19 protein-coding genes and 1 pseudogene are annotated in these 17,829 nt (G+C 49.8%); 8 read left to right on the top strand and 12 right to left on the bottom strand.

What is annotated here, in order from left to right; genetic code table 11:
• Window positions 1–8: 8 nt before the first annotated feature.
• The 5 genes and pseudogenes from ACX9GV_RS00710 (at window position 9) to ACX9GV_RS00690 (ending at window position 5,697) form a co-directional block, all read left to right on the top strand.
• Window positions 9–659 (top strand): DUF4310 family protein, encoded by a 651-nt coding sequence (locus tag ACX9GV_RS00710; protein WP_023489801.1) that lies wholly within the window; start codon window positions 9–11, stop codon window positions 657–659.
• 48 nt (window positions 660–707) lie between these two features.
• Window positions 708–1,847, top strand: coding sequence for an amidohydrolase/deacetylase family metallohydrolase (locus tag ACX9GV_RS00705; protein WP_473196698.1), 1,140 nt, complete (start codon window positions 708–710; stop codon window positions 1,845–1,847).
• Window positions 1,831–2,949, top strand: coding sequence for a DgaE family pyridoxal phosphate-dependent ammonia lyase (locus ACX9GV_RS00700; RefSeq protein WP_473196697.1), 1,119 nt, complete (start codon window positions 1,831–1,833; stop codon window positions 2,947–2,949). Before ACX9GV_RS00705 ends, ACX9GV_RS00700 begins: the two co-directional genes overlap by 17 nt.
• Window positions 2,946–3,686, top strand: coding sequence for a 2-dehydro-3-deoxy-phosphogluconate aldolase (gene dagF / locus ACX9GV_RS00695; RefSeq protein WP_473196696.1), 741 nt, complete (start codon window positions 2,946–2,948; stop codon window positions 3,684–3,686). Before ACX9GV_RS00700 ends, dagF begins: the two co-directional genes overlap by 4 nt.
• A 95-nt stretch (window positions 3,687–3,781) precedes the next feature.
• A pseudogene (locus ACX9GV_RS00690) lies at window positions 3,782–5,697 on the top strand (BglG family transcription antiterminator).
• A gap of 164 nt (window positions 5,698–5,861) precedes the next feature.
• Here the strand turns inward: ACX9GV_RS00690 and ACX9GV_RS00685 are convergent.
• The 12 genes from ACX9GV_RS00685 to ACX9GV_RS00630 all read right to left on the bottom strand — a co-directional run bounded on the left by ACX9GV_RS00685 (window position 5,862) and on the right by ACX9GV_RS00630 (window position 15,188).
• Entirely contained in the window at window positions 5,862–6,989 is a 1,128-nt protein-coding gene (locus tag ACX9GV_RS00685; RefSeq protein ID WP_473196695.1) for an iron-containing alcohol dehydrogenase, read from the bottom strand.
• A gap of 86 nt (window positions 6,990–7,075) precedes the next feature.
• Complete coding sequence (npr, locus tag ACX9GV_RS00680) at window positions 7,076–7,348, bottom strand: PTS phosphocarrier protein NPr (protein WP_023489727.1); 273 nt, start codon at window positions 7,346–7,348, stop codon at window positions 7,076–7,078.
• Window positions 7,345–8,199, bottom strand: coding sequence for an RNase adapter RapZ (gene rapZ / locus ACX9GV_RS00675; RefSeq protein ID WP_023489728.1), 855 nt, complete (start codon window positions 8,197–8,199; stop codon window positions 7,345–7,347). Before rapZ ends, npr begins: the two co-directional genes overlap by 4 nt.
• A 96-nt stretch (window positions 8,200–8,295) precedes the next feature.
• Entirely contained in the window at window positions 8,296–8,757 is a 462-nt protein-coding gene (gene ptsN / locus ACX9GV_RS00670; RefSeq protein WP_152554902.1) for a PTS IIA-like nitrogen regulatory protein PtsN, read from the bottom strand.
• A gap of 207 nt (window positions 8,758–8,964) precedes the next feature.
• On the bottom strand, window positions 8,965–9,252 hold the full coding sequence (gene hpf / locus ACX9GV_RS00665) for a ribosome hibernation promoting factor (RefSeq protein WP_023489730.1): 288 nt from the start codon (window positions 9,250–9,252) through the stop codon (window positions 8,965–8,967).
• 23 nt (window positions 9,253–9,275) lie between these two features.
• Window positions 9,276–10,712, bottom strand: coding sequence for an RNA polymerase factor sigma-54 (gene rpoN, locus ACX9GV_RS00660; protein WP_473196694.1), 1,437 nt, complete (start codon window positions 10,710–10,712; stop codon window positions 9,276–9,278).
• Between the two features lie 51 nt (window positions 10,713–10,763).
• On the bottom strand, window positions 10,764–11,489 hold the full coding sequence (gene lptB, locus ACX9GV_RS00655) for an LPS export ABC transporter ATP-binding protein (RefSeq protein ID WP_473196693.1): 726 nt from the start codon (window positions 11,487–11,489) through the stop codon (window positions 10,764–10,766).
• Between the two features lie 6 nt (window positions 11,490–11,495).
• Window positions 11,496–12,035, bottom strand: a complete 540-nt coding sequence (lptA, locus tag ACX9GV_RS00650) for a lipopolysaccharide ABC transporter substrate-binding protein LptA (RefSeq protein ID WP_023491990.1) — start codon at window positions 12,033–12,035, stop codon at window positions 11,496–11,498.
• Complete coding sequence (gene lptC, locus ACX9GV_RS00645; protein WP_473196692.1) at window positions 12,004–12,582, bottom strand: LPS export ABC transporter periplasmic protein LptC; 579 nt, start codon at window positions 12,580–12,582, stop codon at window positions 12,004–12,006. Before lptC ends, lptA begins: the two co-directional genes overlap by 32 nt.
• On the bottom strand, window positions 12,579–13,133 hold the full coding sequence (gene kdsC / locus ACX9GV_RS00640) for a 3-deoxy-manno-octulosonate-8-phosphatase KdsC (protein WP_023490496.1): 555 nt from the start codon (window positions 13,131–13,133) through the stop codon (window positions 12,579–12,581). The genes lptC and kdsC overlap by 4 nt, the downstream gene beginning before the upstream one ends.
• A gap of 17 nt (window positions 13,134–13,150) precedes the next feature.
• On the bottom strand, window positions 13,151–14,137 hold the full coding sequence (gene kdsD, locus ACX9GV_RS00635) for an arabinose-5-phosphate isomerase KdsD (RefSeq protein ID WP_473196691.1): 987 nt from the start codon (window positions 14,135–14,137) through the stop codon (window positions 13,151–13,153).
• A 64-nt stretch (window positions 14,138–14,201) separates the two neighbouring features.
• Window positions 14,202–15,188, bottom strand: a complete 987-nt coding sequence (locus tag ACX9GV_RS00630) for a calcium/sodium antiporter (protein WP_473196690.1) — start codon at window positions 15,186–15,188, stop codon at window positions 14,202–14,204.
• Window positions 15,189–15,673: 485 nt separating this feature from the next.
• On the opposite strand from ACX9GV_RS00630, the gene mlaF reads away from it, so the two are divergent.
• From mlaF to mlaD, 3 genes are read left to right on the top strand one after another with little or no spacing between them, the layout of a single operon-like run.
• Window positions 15,674–16,489, top strand: coding sequence for a phospholipid ABC transporter ATP-binding protein MlaF (mlaF, locus tag ACX9GV_RS00625; RefSeq protein ID WP_473196689.1), 816 nt, complete (start codon window positions 15,674–15,676; stop codon window positions 16,487–16,489).
• 4 nt (window positions 16,490–16,493) lie between these two features.
• Window positions 16,494–17,276, top strand: coding sequence for a lipid asymmetry maintenance ABC transporter permease subunit MlaE (gene mlaE / locus ACX9GV_RS00620; protein WP_023490500.1), 783 nt, complete (start codon window positions 16,494–16,496; stop codon window positions 17,274–17,276).
• A 4-nt stretch (window positions 17,277–17,280) separates the two neighbouring features.
• On the top strand, window positions 17,281–17,826 hold the full coding sequence (mlaD, locus tag ACX9GV_RS00615; RefSeq protein ID WP_023490501.1) for an outer membrane lipid asymmetry maintenance protein MlaD: 546 nt from the start codon (window positions 17,281–17,283) through the stop codon (window positions 17,824–17,826).
• Window positions 17,827–17,829: the final 3 nt, after the last annotated feature.

Raw genomic sequence — 17,829 nt, 5'->3', positions numbered from 1 at the left:
GCTAACTCATGGAAGCACAGACTCAAAAAGGCTTCTGGTATGCCGACTGGTCATTTCCGATTTTTGTTGGCCTACTCTCATCTGGCGTGTTCGCCGGTACACATATGTATTACCTGTACGGTATTGGCGCGTTTAACGAAGTAGCTTTTGTTTCCATGCTGCGCGCTGGGATGGATACCGGAGTTTACGGTGCAGTGGCGGCGTTCGGTGCCAGCTTCCTGTTTGCCCGCATCATCGAAGGTTCACTGGTGGGTATTCTGGATATCGGTGGTGCGATCCAGACCGGGGTGGGTCTTGGTGTCCCTGCACTGTTATTAGGTGCAGGCATTGTTTTTCCGGTTGCCAACTTTGCTGCATCGCTGGTAACGGGCTTAGTGATTGGCCTGGCGATCGGTTATCTGATTATTCTCGCCCGTAAGTTCACCATCAACCAGAGTAACTCAACCTACGGCGCCGACGTGATGATGGGTGCGGGTAACTCCTCCGGGCGTTTCCTTGGGCCGTTGATCATCTTGTCTGCCATGGCCGCGTCAATCCCCATTGGTGTCGGTTCTTTGCTCGGCGCACTGCTGTTTTACATCTGGGGTAAACCTATCACCGGTGGAGCCATCTTGGGTGCCATGATATTAGGGGCGATTTTCCCGGTAGCTATTTCTTAATCTTAATTTCCCCCTGGCTCACCGCCCAGGGGGAAAGGAGTACCTCGTATGTATGACCTCATCATTCGGCGCGCCAGACTGGTGGATGACACCTTGGCCGATGTAGCTATTGTGGGGGGTAAAATCGCCACTATAGGGCAACTGCCTGAAGACGCTCACGCTCACAAGTTACTGGATCTGGCGGGCATTCATCGCCTGAGCGCTGGCTGGATCGATAGCCACGTACACTGTTATCCCTCCTCACCGATTTATCATGATGAGCCGGATCGCGTTGGCGTGGCAGCCGGTGTCACTTCGGTAGTCGATGCCGGTAGTACAGGAACTGATGACATTGATGAGTTTTATGCCCTGACACGCAGTGCTAAAACCAACGTTTTTGCCTTCCTCAATATCTCCCGTATCGGCCTGTTAAGACAAAATGAACTGGCCGATATAACCGATATCAATAAGGAACAGGTCAACAAGGCCATCAATGACAAGAGCGGTTTCGTTATTGGCATCAAAGCGCGCATGAGTAACAGCGTCGTGGGTCAGAACGGTATCAAACCGCTGGTGATGGCAAAAGAGATCCAGCAGGAGAATCACTCATTGCCACTGATGGTGCATATTGGCAACAATCCGCCCGATCTGGATGAAATTGCCGATTTGCTGACCCAAGGTGACATCATTACTCACTGCTACAACGGCAAACCAAACCGTATTCTGACTCCCGCAGGCAAGTTACGCGCCTCCATCGAGCGTGCATTAAAACGTGGCGTCTTGCTGGATGTAGGTCACGGTAGCGCCAGTTTCAGTTTTGAGGTTGCCCGGCAGGCCATCGCACTGGGGATCCTTCCGCACACTATCAGTTCCGATATTTACTGCCGTAACCGCATGGCTGGCCCAGTGCATAGCCTGGCAACCGTGATGTCAAAATTCTTTACCATCGGGCTTTCTCTGCAACAGGTGATTCGCTGCGTGACAGAAAATGCCGCCGCAGCACTACAGTTGACGAGCAAAGGGCAACTGCACCCGGGTTTTGATGCCGACCTGACCATTTTTGACATCCACACAGCACCACAGGTGTTCGCTGACTCTGAAGGGGAGTCAGTCCATGGTGAACAACTGTTGGTACCACTGGCCGCCATTGTGGCTGGTGAAGTCCTATTAACCGATGAAGGAAAAGCGGCTCATGTCTTCAATCTATAAAAAATATAATTTAAAGCAGGTGATCAATACTTCGGGTCGTATGACCATTCTCGGTGTTTCTACACCACGCCAGGAGGTGATTGACGCCGTAAACTACGGCCTGAATCATTACTTTGAAATCAAAGATCTGGTCAATAAGACTGGGGCCTATATTGCCAACCTGCTGAATGTGGAAGATGCGGTGATTGTTTCTTGTGCGTCTGCGGGTATCGCCCAATCGGTAGCGGCAGTGATCGTCAAAAATAACGCCAATCTGTTAGTCAATCTGCATTCGGCACCGGTCAATGAGCCGCGCGAGATCGTGTTGCCTCGGGGTCATAATGTCAACTTCGGCGCCCCGGTAGATACCATGGTGGCACTCGGTGGTGGCAAAGTGGTGGAAGCGGGCTATGCCAACGAATGTTCCCCAGAGCAGCTCGAAGCCTGCATCACCGCGCAAACCGCCGCCATTTTGTATGTGAAATCCCATCACTGCGTGCAAAAAAGTATTCTCTCCGTTGAGCAGGCCGCCGTGGTAGCACGAAACCATAATCTACCGCTGATAGTCGATGCTGCTGCAGAAGAAGATCTGATGTGTTACTACCAGATGGGCGCAGACCTGGTGATTTACAGTGGTGCCAAAGCTATCGAAGGCCCCACCAGCGGTCTGGTGATCGGCAAGAAGCAATATGTGGAATGGGTGAAACAGCAGTCCAACGGTATTGGTCGTGCCATGAAGGTAGGCAAAGAGGGCATTATTGGCCTGACACAGGCGATTGAAAGCTATCTGACGCTTGAACAAACCACTGGCGCGCAAATGGTTGAGTTGATGACACCGTTTATTACCCAGTTGAATACCCTGAATGGCATTAGTGCCAAAACTGTCTGGGACAGTGCCGGGCGCGATATCGCCCGAGTTGAAATTACCTTTGATGAAGCGGTACTGGGGATGTCCACCGTGGATATCGTCCAGGCATTGAAAACCGGCGATATTGCTATCTATTTCCGTGGCTACAAGGCCAACGAAGGCAAAATTGAAGTGGATGTCCGCAGCGTTAACCAACAGCAATTGATGACCGTTTTTACCTGCATTAAAAATCTGTTTACGGAGCAATCAGCATGAAACTGAAACCGAATTATTATAAAGATCGTGTTTGTCTTAACGTGTTAGCAGGGTCAAAAGATAATGCGCAGGAAATCTATGACGCCGCGCAAGGGCATGTGCTGGTGGGCGTACTTTCCAAAAACTATCCGGATGTGGACAGCGCCGTGGCGGATATGAGCCGTTATGCCCGCCTGATTGACAATGCGCTCTCTATCGGATTAGGTGCTGGTGACCCGAAACAGTCAGCGATGGTCAGCCTGATCGCTCAACAGGTTCAACCACAGCATGTCAACCAGGTGTTTACCGGTGTGGGTACCAGCCGCGCTCTGCTTGGGCAAAGTGACACGGTGGTTAACGGCCTGGTTTCACCCACTGGTCGCGTGGGTTGGGTCAAGATTTCAACCGGGCCATTAAGTGCACTGGCGGCGGATGGCATCGTACCCGTGGAAACTGCCATTGCGTTACTGAAAGATATGGGAGGTAGCTCGATTAAATATTTCCCTATGGGCGGTTTGAAACACCAGGACGAATACCAGTACGTGGCAAAAGCTTGTGCCGAACATGACTTTATGCTGGAACCCACTGGTGGTATTGACCTGGAAAACTTTGAGCCCATCCTTGAGATTGCGCTGCAAGCGGGTGTCAAGCAGGTGATCCCGCACATCTACAGTTCAATCATTGATTCCACCACTGGCAATACCCGCCCTCAGGATGTTAAAACTTTGTTGGAAATCAGCAAAAAACTGCTAGGGTAAACATCAGCGGTACGACAAGACATAACTTGTATAGCAATGCAGTCACACCATTGCCTGCCTGACACCGTTAGGCAGGCTCATTGATAGGAAATAGAATGGTAAGGTTCCCCTATCCACGCCTGGCGTACCTGTTTGATGCCTTGCAGTCCGAGGTGTTACCTCAGGACGAGTTGGCAAAGCGTTTTGCCGTCTCTACCCGCACAGTACGCACGGATATCACGGCGCTAAACGAGATACTGAAAAACTACGGCGCACACTTTGTGCATAGCCGTGGCGCTGGCTATCGTCTACAGGTAGACGATGAAACCCTGTTTAGTGCCTTGCAACAGAAAAAGCACAAAAAGCAGGCCACTCCGCGCAGCGCACAAGAGCGAGTAAATTATCTGTTGATCCGTTTTCTGACCTCAGCTTTCTCGATGAAGCTGGAGGATCTGGCCGATGAATGGTTTGTTAGCCGCGGTACGCTGCAAAACGATATGGCTGAGGTGAGAGAACGGCTGGCACATTACCAATTAACCATTGAGACCAAACCACGCTATGGCATGAAGTTGTTTGGTTCAGAAATGGCGATCCGTGCCTGCCTGACCAACCTGCTGTTTCAGTTGCATCTGACCGATGCGGAAAGCCCCTTGCTGAACAATAACATCCTTCACCAACCGCAAGTCGCTACCTTTGCCAGCTCACTACATCCCTTGCTGTCCCAATACGCTATCCGCCTAACGGATGAAGGCGAACAATACCTGATTTTCTATTGTGCCGTTGCGCTACGGCGCATCATCGATGGCTATCCACTCCAAGAATTTGAGGTGGAAGACGGCGACGAAGCGGTACGTAAAGCATCAACCTGGCTGGCTGGTGAACTGCGCAACGCCGCGGGCAAGGCGATCTCCTCAGCGGAAGAAGCCTATTTGCGCGTCAATATTGCCGCCAGGCAGGTGCAAAATGTACAACCCAGCAAAATCAATGCGGATGATGAAGAGGCGTTGGGAGATTACATTCTCTCCTATATCAACTCGCACTATAACTACAACCTACAAGGCGATAAGCAATTACGGGCAGACCTGCTCACCCATATCAAAACCATGATCACCCGGGTGAAATACCAGATCAACATCCCCAATCCGCTGTTAGCAAATATTAAGCAGCATTATCCCATGGCCTATGATGTGACACTGGCGGCCATCTCCAGTTGGGGTAAACACACGCCTTATACCTTGAGCGAAAACGAAATCGGCTATCTGGTGCTGCATATCGGTGTCGGTCTTGAGCGGCACTACAACATTGGTTACGAACGCCATCCACAAGTGATGTTGGTATGCGATACCGGTAACTCGACGATACGGATGATCCAGGCTCAAATCGCACGCAAATATCCGCAACTGGTGATCACACGCACCATTTCACTGCGCGATTATGAGATTCTCAACCATATTGAAGAGGATTTTATTATTTCCAATGCCCGTATCAATGAAAAGAACAAACCGATTGTCGTGATGTCGCCATTCCCTACCGAATATCAGTTAGAACAGCTTGGTAAGTTGGTCCTGGTGGATCGTACCAGACCCTATATGCTGGAAAAGTTCTTCGATGCCGACCATTTCATGGTTATTGATGAACCGCTTTCTCAACAACAGTTGTTTACCAAGGTTTGTTCTCAGTTAGAGCAAGAAGGCTATGTTGGCAGTGATTTTTACCCTTCGGTAGTCGAACGAGAAGCCATCGTTTCTACTCTGTTAGGGGAAGGGATTGCCTTACCACACTCTCTGGGGCTACTGGCAAAAAAAACCGTGGTGGTCACCTTGCTGGCCCCTCAAGGGATCTCTTGGGGGAAGGAGAAGTGGCTCATGTCATTTTCCTGCTGGCGATCAGCAAAGATGATTATGAAGAAGCCATGGCAATCTATGATTTGTTTGTCACCTTTGTGCGTGAACGTTCGATGACCCGCTTGTTGGGCAGCGATAATTTCGAAAGTTTTAAAGCCGTTGCCCTAGACTGCCTGAGCCGAATTTAAGCCACTCGATACGCTTAGGGAATAAAGGAGAAAACTGCTGGCCTTATTCCTCCTTCTTATTGCTCAACACCTTGATCAACGCCCCAATGAGCAGGCCCAGCACAATACCCACCAGTATCCAGTTAATCAGACTCATGTTCGCTCTACCCTAATTATATTTATTGTCATTCAACCAGAAACGCCCGTTCAATCATCAGCGCTCTTTGTTCTGTGGAATAAGTCACCCAGGAATTTTTACTGTTGGATTTCTCCAATACCGTGGCAAACGCCTGTTGGCTGAGAGGAAGGTCCTGCTGCCAGAAAGGAGCAATGGCATGGTGGATGATAAAGTCACTCAGGTAACGTTCTGGAGCACCCTGCTGTTGTGGAAACAATCGCAAGGCCAGCTCCGCCATTAACAGGCGCTGTTGCGGGTGTGCACTTTCAGCCAGCAGTTCAAGAAAAGGTAGCAGTAAACGCCCACACACCTGCCCATGGTGATAATCTCGCAGGGCGCCGATCTCGCCAGCAATACCATGGATCACCCCCAACCCTGCCATGCTCAGCGTCAAACCACCAAGATAGGAAGCCTGCATCATCGCCTCTCGCGCTTTATCACTCCGATTCAGATCAGGCCAGGCCGACAGAAAGTGACGGATACCCACCAGCGACATCTCTCGAGACCAGTTACTGGCCTTGTCAGAGAGATAAGACTCCAACAGATGCGTGAAAGCATCAATGCCACAACAGGCCAATAGGTTATCTGGTGTCCCTGTTAACAGTTCGGGGTCAAGGATCGCCACTTGGGGGACAAAATTGGCGTGCCGCAAAGAGGCTTTCACTTTGCTGATCTCGGTATCGGTAATCACCGCATTTTGCGTGACCTCACTCCCGGTACCGGCGGTGGTAGGAACGGCGATTAATGGCAATGTGGCACCACTGATTTGGCTATCCCCGACCTTCTCCATATAACGTAGGGTCGGTAAAGGATGTTCGATCAGCGCAGAGAACGCCTTGGCAGCATCAAGCACGCTCCCGCCACCAATGGCCACCACGCGCTGCACTTTTCCACGCCAGCGCGTAACCCATTGGTCGATCTCCTGGGGTGAGGCTTCATGAGCGACAATCTCACTACCGACTAAGCATGGTGCCAGTGTATCCGCCAATGAGCCATAAATAGGCCCATTAAGAAATGAACGGCAGGTGAAAAGTAATGTTGGCTGCGGCTCACTGCGCAGCAACGGAATCAAACGCTGGATAGTGCCATGACCAAACCAGGTTTGCCGGTTGGTAATCATCAGGCTTGAAGCCATGTTCGTCACCTTATACCTGTCATACCTCAAGCTCTAGAAGTCAATATCAGAGATAAACAACAAAGAGCAAACATTGATAACGGAGGTTAATCTTCATCAAAACCGGAATTAAACAGTTCAATGACCGCCGCCAAGGCCTGCTGTTCCTCTGGCCCGCTGGCTTCGATCTCAATATGGCGACCCTGAGCAGAGTCCAACATCAGCAGCGCAATCACGCTGCTGGCCTCTGCCTCTGTCCCACTGTCATTACGTAATAACACTTCGGCATCAAAGCTCTGCACTAACTCAAACAACTTCATGGCAGGCCGCGCATGCATCCCCAAGCGATTTTTGATCTCTACCGTTTGCCTGACCGTCATTGCTTACGCTTTTCCAGCGTGCGGTGACGTGACTGCACATTCTTACCGCGCGAACGAAAATAATCCGCCAGTTGTTCCGCCACATAAACCGAACGGTGCTTACCCCCGGTACAACCAATCGCTACAGTCAAATAGCTACGATTATTGGTCTCTAACATCGGCAACCACTGTTCCAGATAGCTGCGCGTCTGATAGATAAAATTGTGAACTTCCGTATGACGATCAAGAAACGCCGCCACCGGTTTATCCAGACCGGTCATCGGCCGCAGTTTGGGATCCCAATGCGGATTGGGTAGAAAACGTACATCAAATACATAATCCGCATCAATAGGAATGCCATGCTTGAAGCCGAAGGATTCAAATACCATCGTCAGTTCCCGCTCACGCTTACCTAACAGGCGGGTACGCAGCATCTCTGCCAACTCGTGAACTGACATTTCAGAGGTATCAATGATCAGATCAGCGCGCGAACGTAATGGCTCCAGCAGATCATTTTCTTCATCAATGGCACTTTCCAATGACAGGTTTTTAGCCGAGAGTGGGTGCAGACGACGAGTATCACTGTAACGACGGATCAAGGTGTTACGATCAGCATCGAGGAAAAGGAGTTGCGGCGAGAAGCTCTCTGGCAACTGAGTCATCGCATACTCAAAAACTTCCGGCGATTCCGGCATATTACGCACGTCAATACTCACCGCGGCAGAACTATTGCGCTCAGCCAATGTTTGGGCAAGCTGTGGCAGCAGTACCACTGGCAGGTTATCAACGCAGTAAAAACCCATGTCTTCCAGCGCCCGCAAGGCGACAGATTTTCCTGAACCGGAACGGCCGCTGACTATCATCAGCACCATGTGGCAACTCTCCCTGACATTAGCGTGGTGGTAACACCACGGTTAGGTTTAATAAACAATACAGGCGCTTTCCATACGGGAAGTCTCTGCCTATGTTTACTCGGTGATAATCTGGTACAGTTCTTCATCACTTTGCGCCGTCCGCAAGCGGCGACACACCGTTTTATCAGCCAATCGTTTGGCGACCAGCGACAAAGTATGCAAATGAGTTTTACATTGATCCGCCGGGACCAGTAATGCAAAAAGGAGATCCACCGGTTGATTATCAATGGCATCAAAGGCAATAGGTTGGTCAAGACGGATGAAAACACCTACCGCTCGCAACGTGTCTTCTTCCAGTTTGCCATGCGGGATGGCGATACCATTACCAATCCCTGTGCTGCCCATTCGTTCCCGCGTGAGAACCGCATCAAAAACCACCTGTGAAGGCAGGTTAAGCTGAGTCGCGGCCAATTCACTGATAATCTCCAAAGCTCGCTTCTTGCTGGTGCAGTGTACCGAGCTTTTGGTGCACTCGATGTTTAGCACCGAGCTTAATTGCATTATTTCGTTGTTCATCTTATTTTCACTTAAAACTGCCTCACTCCGCGCTCTTATCAGTAAAAAAGTGAACTTGATTGCGGTGATAAAACAGTTTTCGCCTATTTAACCCTGATGGCTTATCAGCACCAGCCGTTGTAGTAGATAAGGTGCCGATGGTCGTTATGTAGCCAACTCAGCTACGATATGGGCCACCACCGCATACGACGGTGGTAGCCCAGAATGTCAGTATTGTTTTAGTTTGTCTTTATGTTTGTTCAATTGACGCGCCAATTTGTCGATCAGGCAATCAATCGCGGCGTACATATCTTCTTTTTCCGAAGAGGCGTGCAACTCGCCGCCATTCACATGCACCGTTGCTTCCGCAATCTGCTGCACCTTTTCCACACTGAGTACGACATACACCTGATTGATGTGGTCAAAATACTGTTCGAGTTTGGCAAATTTATTATTGACGAACTCACGCATAGGTTCGGTGATTTCGATGTGGTGTCCGGTAATGTTGAGCTGCATAATGTCTTCCTTCTCTATTGAGGTCAAACCAACTTTTTACGTTGATTGGACGGCGGGATGGACAAAGACTCTCGATACTTGGCGACAGTACGCCGAGCTACCATGATCCCTTGTTTGGAAAGCATTGTAGCCAGTTTGCTGTCGCTAAGCGGCTTAGCGGGATTTTCCGCCGCAATTAATTTCTTCACTAACGCCCGGATTGCCGTTGAAGAGGCTTCACCGCCACTATCGGTATTCACATGACTGGAGAAGAAATATTTCAACTCGAAAACACCACGCGGACTGTGCAGAAACTTCTGCGTCGTCACGCGCGATATTGTCGATTCATGCATCTCCACAGCCTGAGCGATATCCGCCAGTACCATGGGTTTCATAAACTCGTCGCCCTGTTCAAAAAACGCCTGCTGCTGCTCAACAATACAACGTGTCACCTTGAGCAGTGTTTCGTTCCGGCTTTCCAGGCTTTTAATCAGCCATTTCGCTTCTTGCAGATTGCTGCGTATAAACTGGCCATCTGCATCATTACGTACACTGTTGCCCATTGCCGCGTAGTGCTGGTTGATTTTCAGACGTGGAATACTATCTGTATTAAGTTCCACCAACCATTGGTCTTGCCCCTTACGCACCAGCACATCAGGGATTACATACTCTGACTCGCCGGTGTTGATCGACTGCCCTGGCCGCGGCTCAAGAGACTGGATCAACACCATCACCTCTTTTAGTGTATCTTCTTTTAGCCGAGTTGTTCGCATCAAGCTACGAAAGTCATGATTAGCCAGTAAATCTAAATGTTCACTGATGATCAACCGGGCTTGTTCAAGATAGGGGGTCTCTTTAGCATATTGCGACAACTGGATCAGCAGGCAGTCACGCAGATCACGAGCGGCGACGCCGACTGGGTCAAAACGCTGTACGCGCTTCAATACCGCCTCAATCTCATCCATCGCCACATTATCATCACCAATACTCTCGAGAATATCGTCCAGCGATACGGTGAGATAACCAGTATCGTCAACAGCATCAACAATCGCGGTAGCAATCGCGGCATCAGTATCAGAGAACGGCGTCAGTTCCACCTGCCACATCAGGTAGTCCTGCAAGGTTTGTGTGGTCTCCCCCTGATAGACCGGCAATTCATCATCACGATAATCGGTACCGGTACCAGACGGGGTGCCCGCCGTATAGATTTCATCCCAAGTGGCATCCAGCGGCAACTCCTCGGGCATATCCTTTTGCTCCAGCGCCGTGCTGGTATCCATCTCTTCAGTATCGACGGTTTCTTTCGCATCAATTTCCTGATGCTGATCCTCAAACTGTTCAAGCAGCGGGTTGCTCTCTAACGCCTGTTGGATCTCTTGCTGAAGCTCAAGCGTAGACAGCTGCAACAAGCGTATCGCCTGTTGTAGTTGAGGGGTCATCGCCAGCTGTTGGCTCAACCTGAGTTGCAAACCTTGCTTCATAATCTTCTGTTTATTTCCATTAGCAGCGAACTGTGGACGGACGACTGCAATCTAAAGGCGGAACTCTTCGCCCAGATAAACGCGCTTCACCTGTTCATCCGCTAAAATAATGTCCGGCGTACCATGCGCAATCAGTTTGCCCTGGCTGACGATATAAGCATGTTCACAGACGTCCAATGTTTCACGTACGTTGTGATCAGTAATCAATACGCCCAAGCCACTGTCGCGCAGGTGCTCGATAATCTTTTTGATATCGATAACAGAAATCGGGTCAACACCCGCAAAAGGTTCATCCAGCAAGATAAATTTGGGATTAGCAGCCAGTGCCCGGGCTATCTCCACCCGGCGGCGTTCACCACCGGAGAGTGACTGGCCCAGGTTGTCACGCAGATGAGAGATATGGAACTCTTCCATCAACTCAACGGCACGATCATCACGCTGCTCATGTGTGAGGTCAGAGCGGATCTCTAACACCGCCATCAAATTATTGTAAACACTCAATCGACGAAAGATTGAGGCTTCCTGAGGCAGGTAGCCAATACCACGGCGGGCGCGAGCATGCAGCGGCAAAATACTGATGTCTTCGTCATCGATCACAATACGCCCGGCATCACGCTGAACGATACCGACCACCATATAAAATGTGGTGGTTTTACCTGCACCATTTGGCCCTAATAGACCGACAATTTCGCCAGATTTCACTTTCAGACTGACGTCTTCAACGACTTTACGGCCTTTATAGGCTTTCGCCAGATTTTCTGCGATGAGTGTTGCCATAGGTGATTAGTTACTCTTCTTTTGAGCGTTTTTGTCTTGCAACTGTGATGGGACCAACACGGTGGTCACGCGTCGGCCTTTATCGCTAAACGCCTGCATCTGTTGTTGCTGCACCAGGTATGTAATACGATCCCCCTGAACGTTGCTGTCAAGCTGTTCAAGGAAGGCATTGCCCGTCAGTGTCACCAATTGAATTGCAACATCATAACGCACTTTCTGCGCATGGCCTTTCACCAGTTTGCCATCGTCCTGCATCTGCTGGAAGGTGACCGGGTTACCGAACGCCTCAATAAAGGTTTTGTTCTGATCACCGTCAGGACGAGTCACCACCACTTTATCGGCTTTGATCTCAATCGTCCCTTGCCTGATCACCACCTCATCAGTAAAGGTGCTGACATTGGTTTGCATATCCAGTGACTGTTTCAACGAATTGATGTTGATCGGTTGATCAGCATCAGATTTCAACGCCAATGCTGACGTGCTGGCGGTTAAAACCAGGCTGACGATCAATAGATTACGGAGTTGTGTTTTTACTTGGAATTTCATAGTTGGTCTTAACCTTATCAATCAGCTCAGCGGTTTTTTCCCGCAGATTGCCACGCATTCTCATTCCGTTAGAGGTAAAATTCGCCCCGAACAGCGTCACTTCATCATCGGAAGAAACATCTTGGGTTATCAGATTAATCTGCGCATTATCTGTTTTGATTTTTTCCAATTGCGAGGTCGTCGTCAAACTGTTCACCTCAACGTTACCATACAGATACAGCATACGATCTTTGGTCAACTTGGCACGATCTGCACGTACTGACCAAGTAGCCAGCGCATTAGTATCAAATAACGTCATCACCGGTTGAGTAAACCAGGTTACTTCATCCTCGGTGTAATGATTAACCTCTTCTGCCACCAGTTTATAGCTCAACTTACCTTCTGGGTTATAAACCACCGTCACCGTATGTTGACTCTGATAAGTCGGCATCTGATTATTAACCGGTATGGTGCCACTGTCATGGCTAACCTCAGTCATATTCCAGCCGATCAACGCCAGCACAATCACCAATAAAATAAGGGTGATACCCAATTTGGCTCTACTCATATCGACAGCCCTTTGGCGCCCTCCAGCTTGTTTTGGGCCAGAAGGATCAAATCGCACAATTCACGAACGGCCCCACGCCCACCCGCAATGCGGGTGACATAATGAGCCCGCGGCAACAGCAGAGGATGAGCATCCGCCACCGCCACTGCCAACCCTACCTGGGCCATGACCGGCCAGTCGATCAGATCATCGCCAATATAAGCAATCTCTTCCGGCACCATTGATAGTTTATCCAACAGTTCCCGGAAGGCCAAAAGCTTATCGGACTGCCCTTGATACAGGTGTGTAATATCCAGCGTTTTTGCCCGGTCTTCCAACAGTTTAGCTGAGCGACCTGTAATGATAGCCACTTCGATACCGGATGTTTTCAGGCAGCGGATACCGTAGCCATCGCGCACATTGAAGACTTTCAGCTCTTCACCCTGGTTGCCCATATAGATAAAACCATCTGATAGTACACCGTCAACATCACAAATCAGCATACGGATCTTACCGGCACGAGCCATTACGTCTTCAGTTACCGGCCCGTAGCAGGTTTCAACCAAACTCATTCAGTTCGTTCCTTGTATTAAACGACGCCAGCACGCAGCATATCATGCATATGTACCACACCCAGCAATTGGTCGCCATCAGCAACCAGCACTGCAGTAATATGGCGTTGTTGCATCAGGTTAAGCGCATCAACCGCCAGCATGTTTGGCCGCACTCGAATACCCCCTGAGGTCATGACATCAGCGATCTTGGCATTGTTGAGATCAATACCCATATCGAACACCCGACGTAAGTCACCATCAGTAAAGATACCAGCAATTTTCATCAGGTCATTGCAGACAGCAGTCATACCCATATTTTTACGCGTAATTTCCAGCAAGGCATCTCGCAAGGAAGCTTCTGCACTGACGTGTGGCATCTCATCACCGGTGTGCATAATATCACTAACGCGTAACAACAGACGACGCCCCAAAGCCCCCCCTGGATGAGACAAGGCAAAATCCTCCGGCGTAAATCCACGGGCTTTCAGCAATGCGACTGCCAAAGCATCCCCCATCACCAGCGTGGCGGTGGTACTGGTGGTGGGTGCCAAACCCAGCGGACAAGCTTCCTGCGGGATCTTGATGCAAAGGTGGACATCGGCAGCTTTACCCATGGCACTTTCCGGGTTGCTGGTCATGCAAATTAGCCGGATCTGCAGGCGTTTTAAGACCGGAATCAATGCCAGAATCTCATTAGACTCACCGGAATTGGAGATAGCCAACACAATGTCCTGTGCTGAGACCATGCCAAGATCACCGTGGCTGGCTTCCGCCGGGTGTACAAAAAACGCCGGAGTGCCGGTACTGGCCAAGGTAGCGGCAATTTTGTTGCCAATATGGCCGGATTTGCCTATCCCCATCACCACCACTTTACCACTGCATCCGACAATCGCTTCACAAGCGCGGGTAAAATCCCCATCAATATACTGCTCAAGTTGAGCCAGACCTTCGCGTTCAATTTGTAGTACTTCTTTGCCGGCCTGCTGAAAATCAAAACCTGGTTGCAACTGGATAGATGACATACACATTCCCATCGATTTTTACCCGCTATCCGTCAGGAACGGCGGTATTGGCTCTCTCTTGGTGCTATAGGACAAAGCCATATGAACTGAAAGGGTTGAAAAACAGCACTGCAAGATACGTAATAAATCCACATAATAACAGAGCCCCCGCCAGATGACCGATACGATGTTTGCGACCAATACAAAGGACGGTAAGCAACATGCTGGCGGTCAACATCACCCAGTAATCGCGCTGGAAAGCCGCAGGATCAATACTGCCCGGTGACAACAGCGCCGGGATACCCAACACAATGACGGTGTTAAAAATATTTGACCCGATGATATTACCGACGGCCATATCATCTTCGCCTTTTAATGCACCGGCGATAGATGTCGCCAGTTCAGGTAGGCTGGTACCAATCGCCACCACGGTCAGGCCAACCACCAATTCACTCATATCAAAGTAATGCGCAATCACTGTGGCATTATCAATCACCATTTTTGACGACAGTGGCAGGATAACAAAGGCCAGAATCAACCAGAGTATCGCGACGGTACTGCTGCTATCTTGTGGCAACTCTGACAGTTGTTCTACTGTCAGTCTATCGTTGCCCTCGCGCTGCGCCAACCTGGCGATTTTCAGCATCAGCAGGATAAATCCCGCCGCTGCAAGCAACAACACCACGCCATCCAACCGACTCAGGGTATGATTAATCAGGACAAAGCCACATAACAGTGTGACCGCTAACAGCAACGGCAGTTCACGCCGCAATACCTCAGAATGTACAGCCAAAGGATGGATAAGCGCTGCACCCCCAACAATCAATAAGATATTGACGATATTCGACCCTAAAACGTTACCGACAGCCATATCTGGCTGCCCATTCAACGCAGCAGTGACCGAAACGAGCAATTCCGGCAACGAAGTACCGATACCGACAATAGTCATGCCAATAATCAGTGGTGGGACACCCAGGGAACGGCTGATGACCGCCGCGCCATACACCAACCTATCTGCCCCATACACCAATAAAAATAAACCAACAATTAACAACACTACCGCGAAAAACATTCAGCGTCCTTTATTGGGTATACTTGCCACTCTTCAAGTCTCAGATGCGTTGGCTGTCGCTTGAATCAATTTGGGTACCAATACCGTAATAACCCGATTATTTACTGCTCATCGTCAGCAATGATCGAGCAACAGAGGTGTTAAATGGCGAAAAGTTAAACAATTTGATTGTTTTGCGTTATTGCTTAATTTTGACCGTCTGGGGACAAAAAGTAAAACTAATGACATCATGGGTAGCGAAATAGCGCTATTTTTTTGTAAAAATAGAGTCCATCGTGCGCATAACAGGATGACAGCTCGCTTCAGGACAAAACGCCAGGCGTTTTTTAACAGCGATAGCACTGGCCACTGGTGGCTGAGGCCTCAATTGAGCCAAGTAACGCGGCAAACGAGTTTACCCTCCTGCAATTTGCCGGGGAACAAGATATATTGCTTTGCTGGCACCCAGTGATTTGGCAAACATGACCTGTACAGGATCAACAAACATGTATCAGAAGGCAGAGAATGTAGTCGAAGTGCGCAATATGTGTTTTTCACGTGGCGGTCGGCTGATATTTGAAGACATCAATCTGACCGTTCCTTGTGGTAAGGTAACGGCCATCATGGGGCCATCCGGTATCGGTAAAACAACACTGCTGCGTTTGATCGGTGGCCAACTGGTTCCTGACAGTGGTGAAATCTGGTTTGATGGTGACAACATTCCCGCCTTATCCCGCCATCAACTCTATGAATCGCGTAAAAAGATGAGCATGTTATTTCAATCCGGGGCACTATTTACCGACCTGACCGTATTTGAAAACGTCGCGTTCCCTCTGCGTGAGCATAGTTGTCTGCCGGAACCGATTCTGCGCAGCACAGTCATGATGAAGTTAGAGGCAGTTGGGCTACGTGGCGCGGCAGATCTGATGCCTAATGAACTTTCCGGTGGTATGGCACGGCGTGCAGCCCTAGCTCGGGCTATCGCGTTGGATCCAGAAATGATCATGTTCGATGAACCTTTCGTTGGTCAGGATCCCATCACCATGGGAGTATTAGTGAAGCTGATCGCGGAACTGAATCATGCGCTAGGCGTCACCTGTATCGTGGTCTCACATGATGTACCGGAAGTGTTAAGTATTGCAGATTACGCTTATATCGTCGCGGACCACCATGTGATTGCCGAAGGATCACCACAGCAATTGCAAAGCAATCCAGACCCCCGTGTACGTCAATTTCTGGATGGTATTGCTGATGGGCCTGTGCCATTCCGTTACCCCGCAGGTGATTATCTGAGCGAACTTTTAGGGGAAGGGAGAAAATAACCTCATGTTTTTACAGGCGTTGGCGTCATTAGGACGTCGTGGCATCAATACCAGTGCCTCTTTGGGACGCGCCGGACTGATGCTGTTTCACGCACTGGTCGGTCGCCCCGAGCCACGCCGACAGTGGCCGCTGTTGCTTAAACAGCTGTATAGCGTTGGCGTTCAATCACTGTTGATCATCATGGTTTCCGGTGTCTTTATCGGCATGGTTTTAGGGCTGCAAGGCTATTTGGTACTGACCACCTATAGCGCAGAAGCCAGTCTGGGTATGATGGTCGCATTATCGTTACTGCGTGAACTGGGGCCAGTGGTTACCGCCCTATTGTTCGCTGGCCGTGCAGGCTCTGCACTAACGGCTGAAATTGGCTTAATGAAAGCCACTGAGCAGATCTCCAGCCTGGAAATGATGGCCGTTGACCCACTCCGGCGTATTGTGGCTCCACGTTTTTGGGCTGGCCTGATCAGCATGCCGCTACTGACAATGATTTTTGTGGCTGTCGGTATCTGGGGAGGCTCCATCGTCGGTGTCGATTGGAAAGGGATCGACAGTGGTTTCTTCTGGTCAGCCATGCAAGAGGCGGTTGAATGGCGTAAAGATTTACTCAACTGTCTGATTAAGAGTGTGGTGTTTGCGATTACCGTGACCTGGATTGCGATTTTCAATGGCTATGATGCGATACCGACTTCTGAAGGAATTAGTCGGGCAACGACACGTACCGTAGTACATTCGTCACTGGCGGTGTTGGGATTGGACTTTGTGCTGACGGCACTGATGTTTGGGAATTGATACAATGCAAACGAAGAAGAGTGAAATCTGGGTTGGTGCGTTCATGCTAGTGGCACTGTGTGCTATCGTCTTCCTTTGTCTCCAGGTGGCGAATATCAAATCGATCGGTAATGAACCGACCTACCGCATTTACGCCACATTCGATAATATTGGTGGTTTGAAAGTGCGTTCTCCCGTGAAAATTGGTGGGGTAGTGGTTGGCCGGGTAGCGGATATCTCTCTCAACCCGAAAACCTATACCCCTCTCGTGGCACTGGATATTCAAACCCGCTACAACCAGATCCCGGATACCAGTTCGTTGGCCATTCGTACTTCCGGTCTGTTGGGTGAGCAATATCTGGCACTGAACGTAGGTTTTGAAGACCCTGAGATGGGCACCAGCATCTTGCAGGATGGTGGGACGCTTCAAGACACCAAGTCAGCTATAGTTCTGGAGGATTTAATCGGCCAGTTCCTGTACAAAAGTAATACCCCGGCAAGTAGCGATAAGCCGGATACAGTAACGGAACCGGCAACTAATGCCCCTCCTCCACCCGCTAACATTCATTAATAA

This window comes from Serratia sp. 25CWL12 (assembly GCF_055790885.1).
The sequence above is the reverse complement of the archived record's forward strand: the minus strand, read 5'-3'. Positions and strand labels throughout refer to the sequence as shown.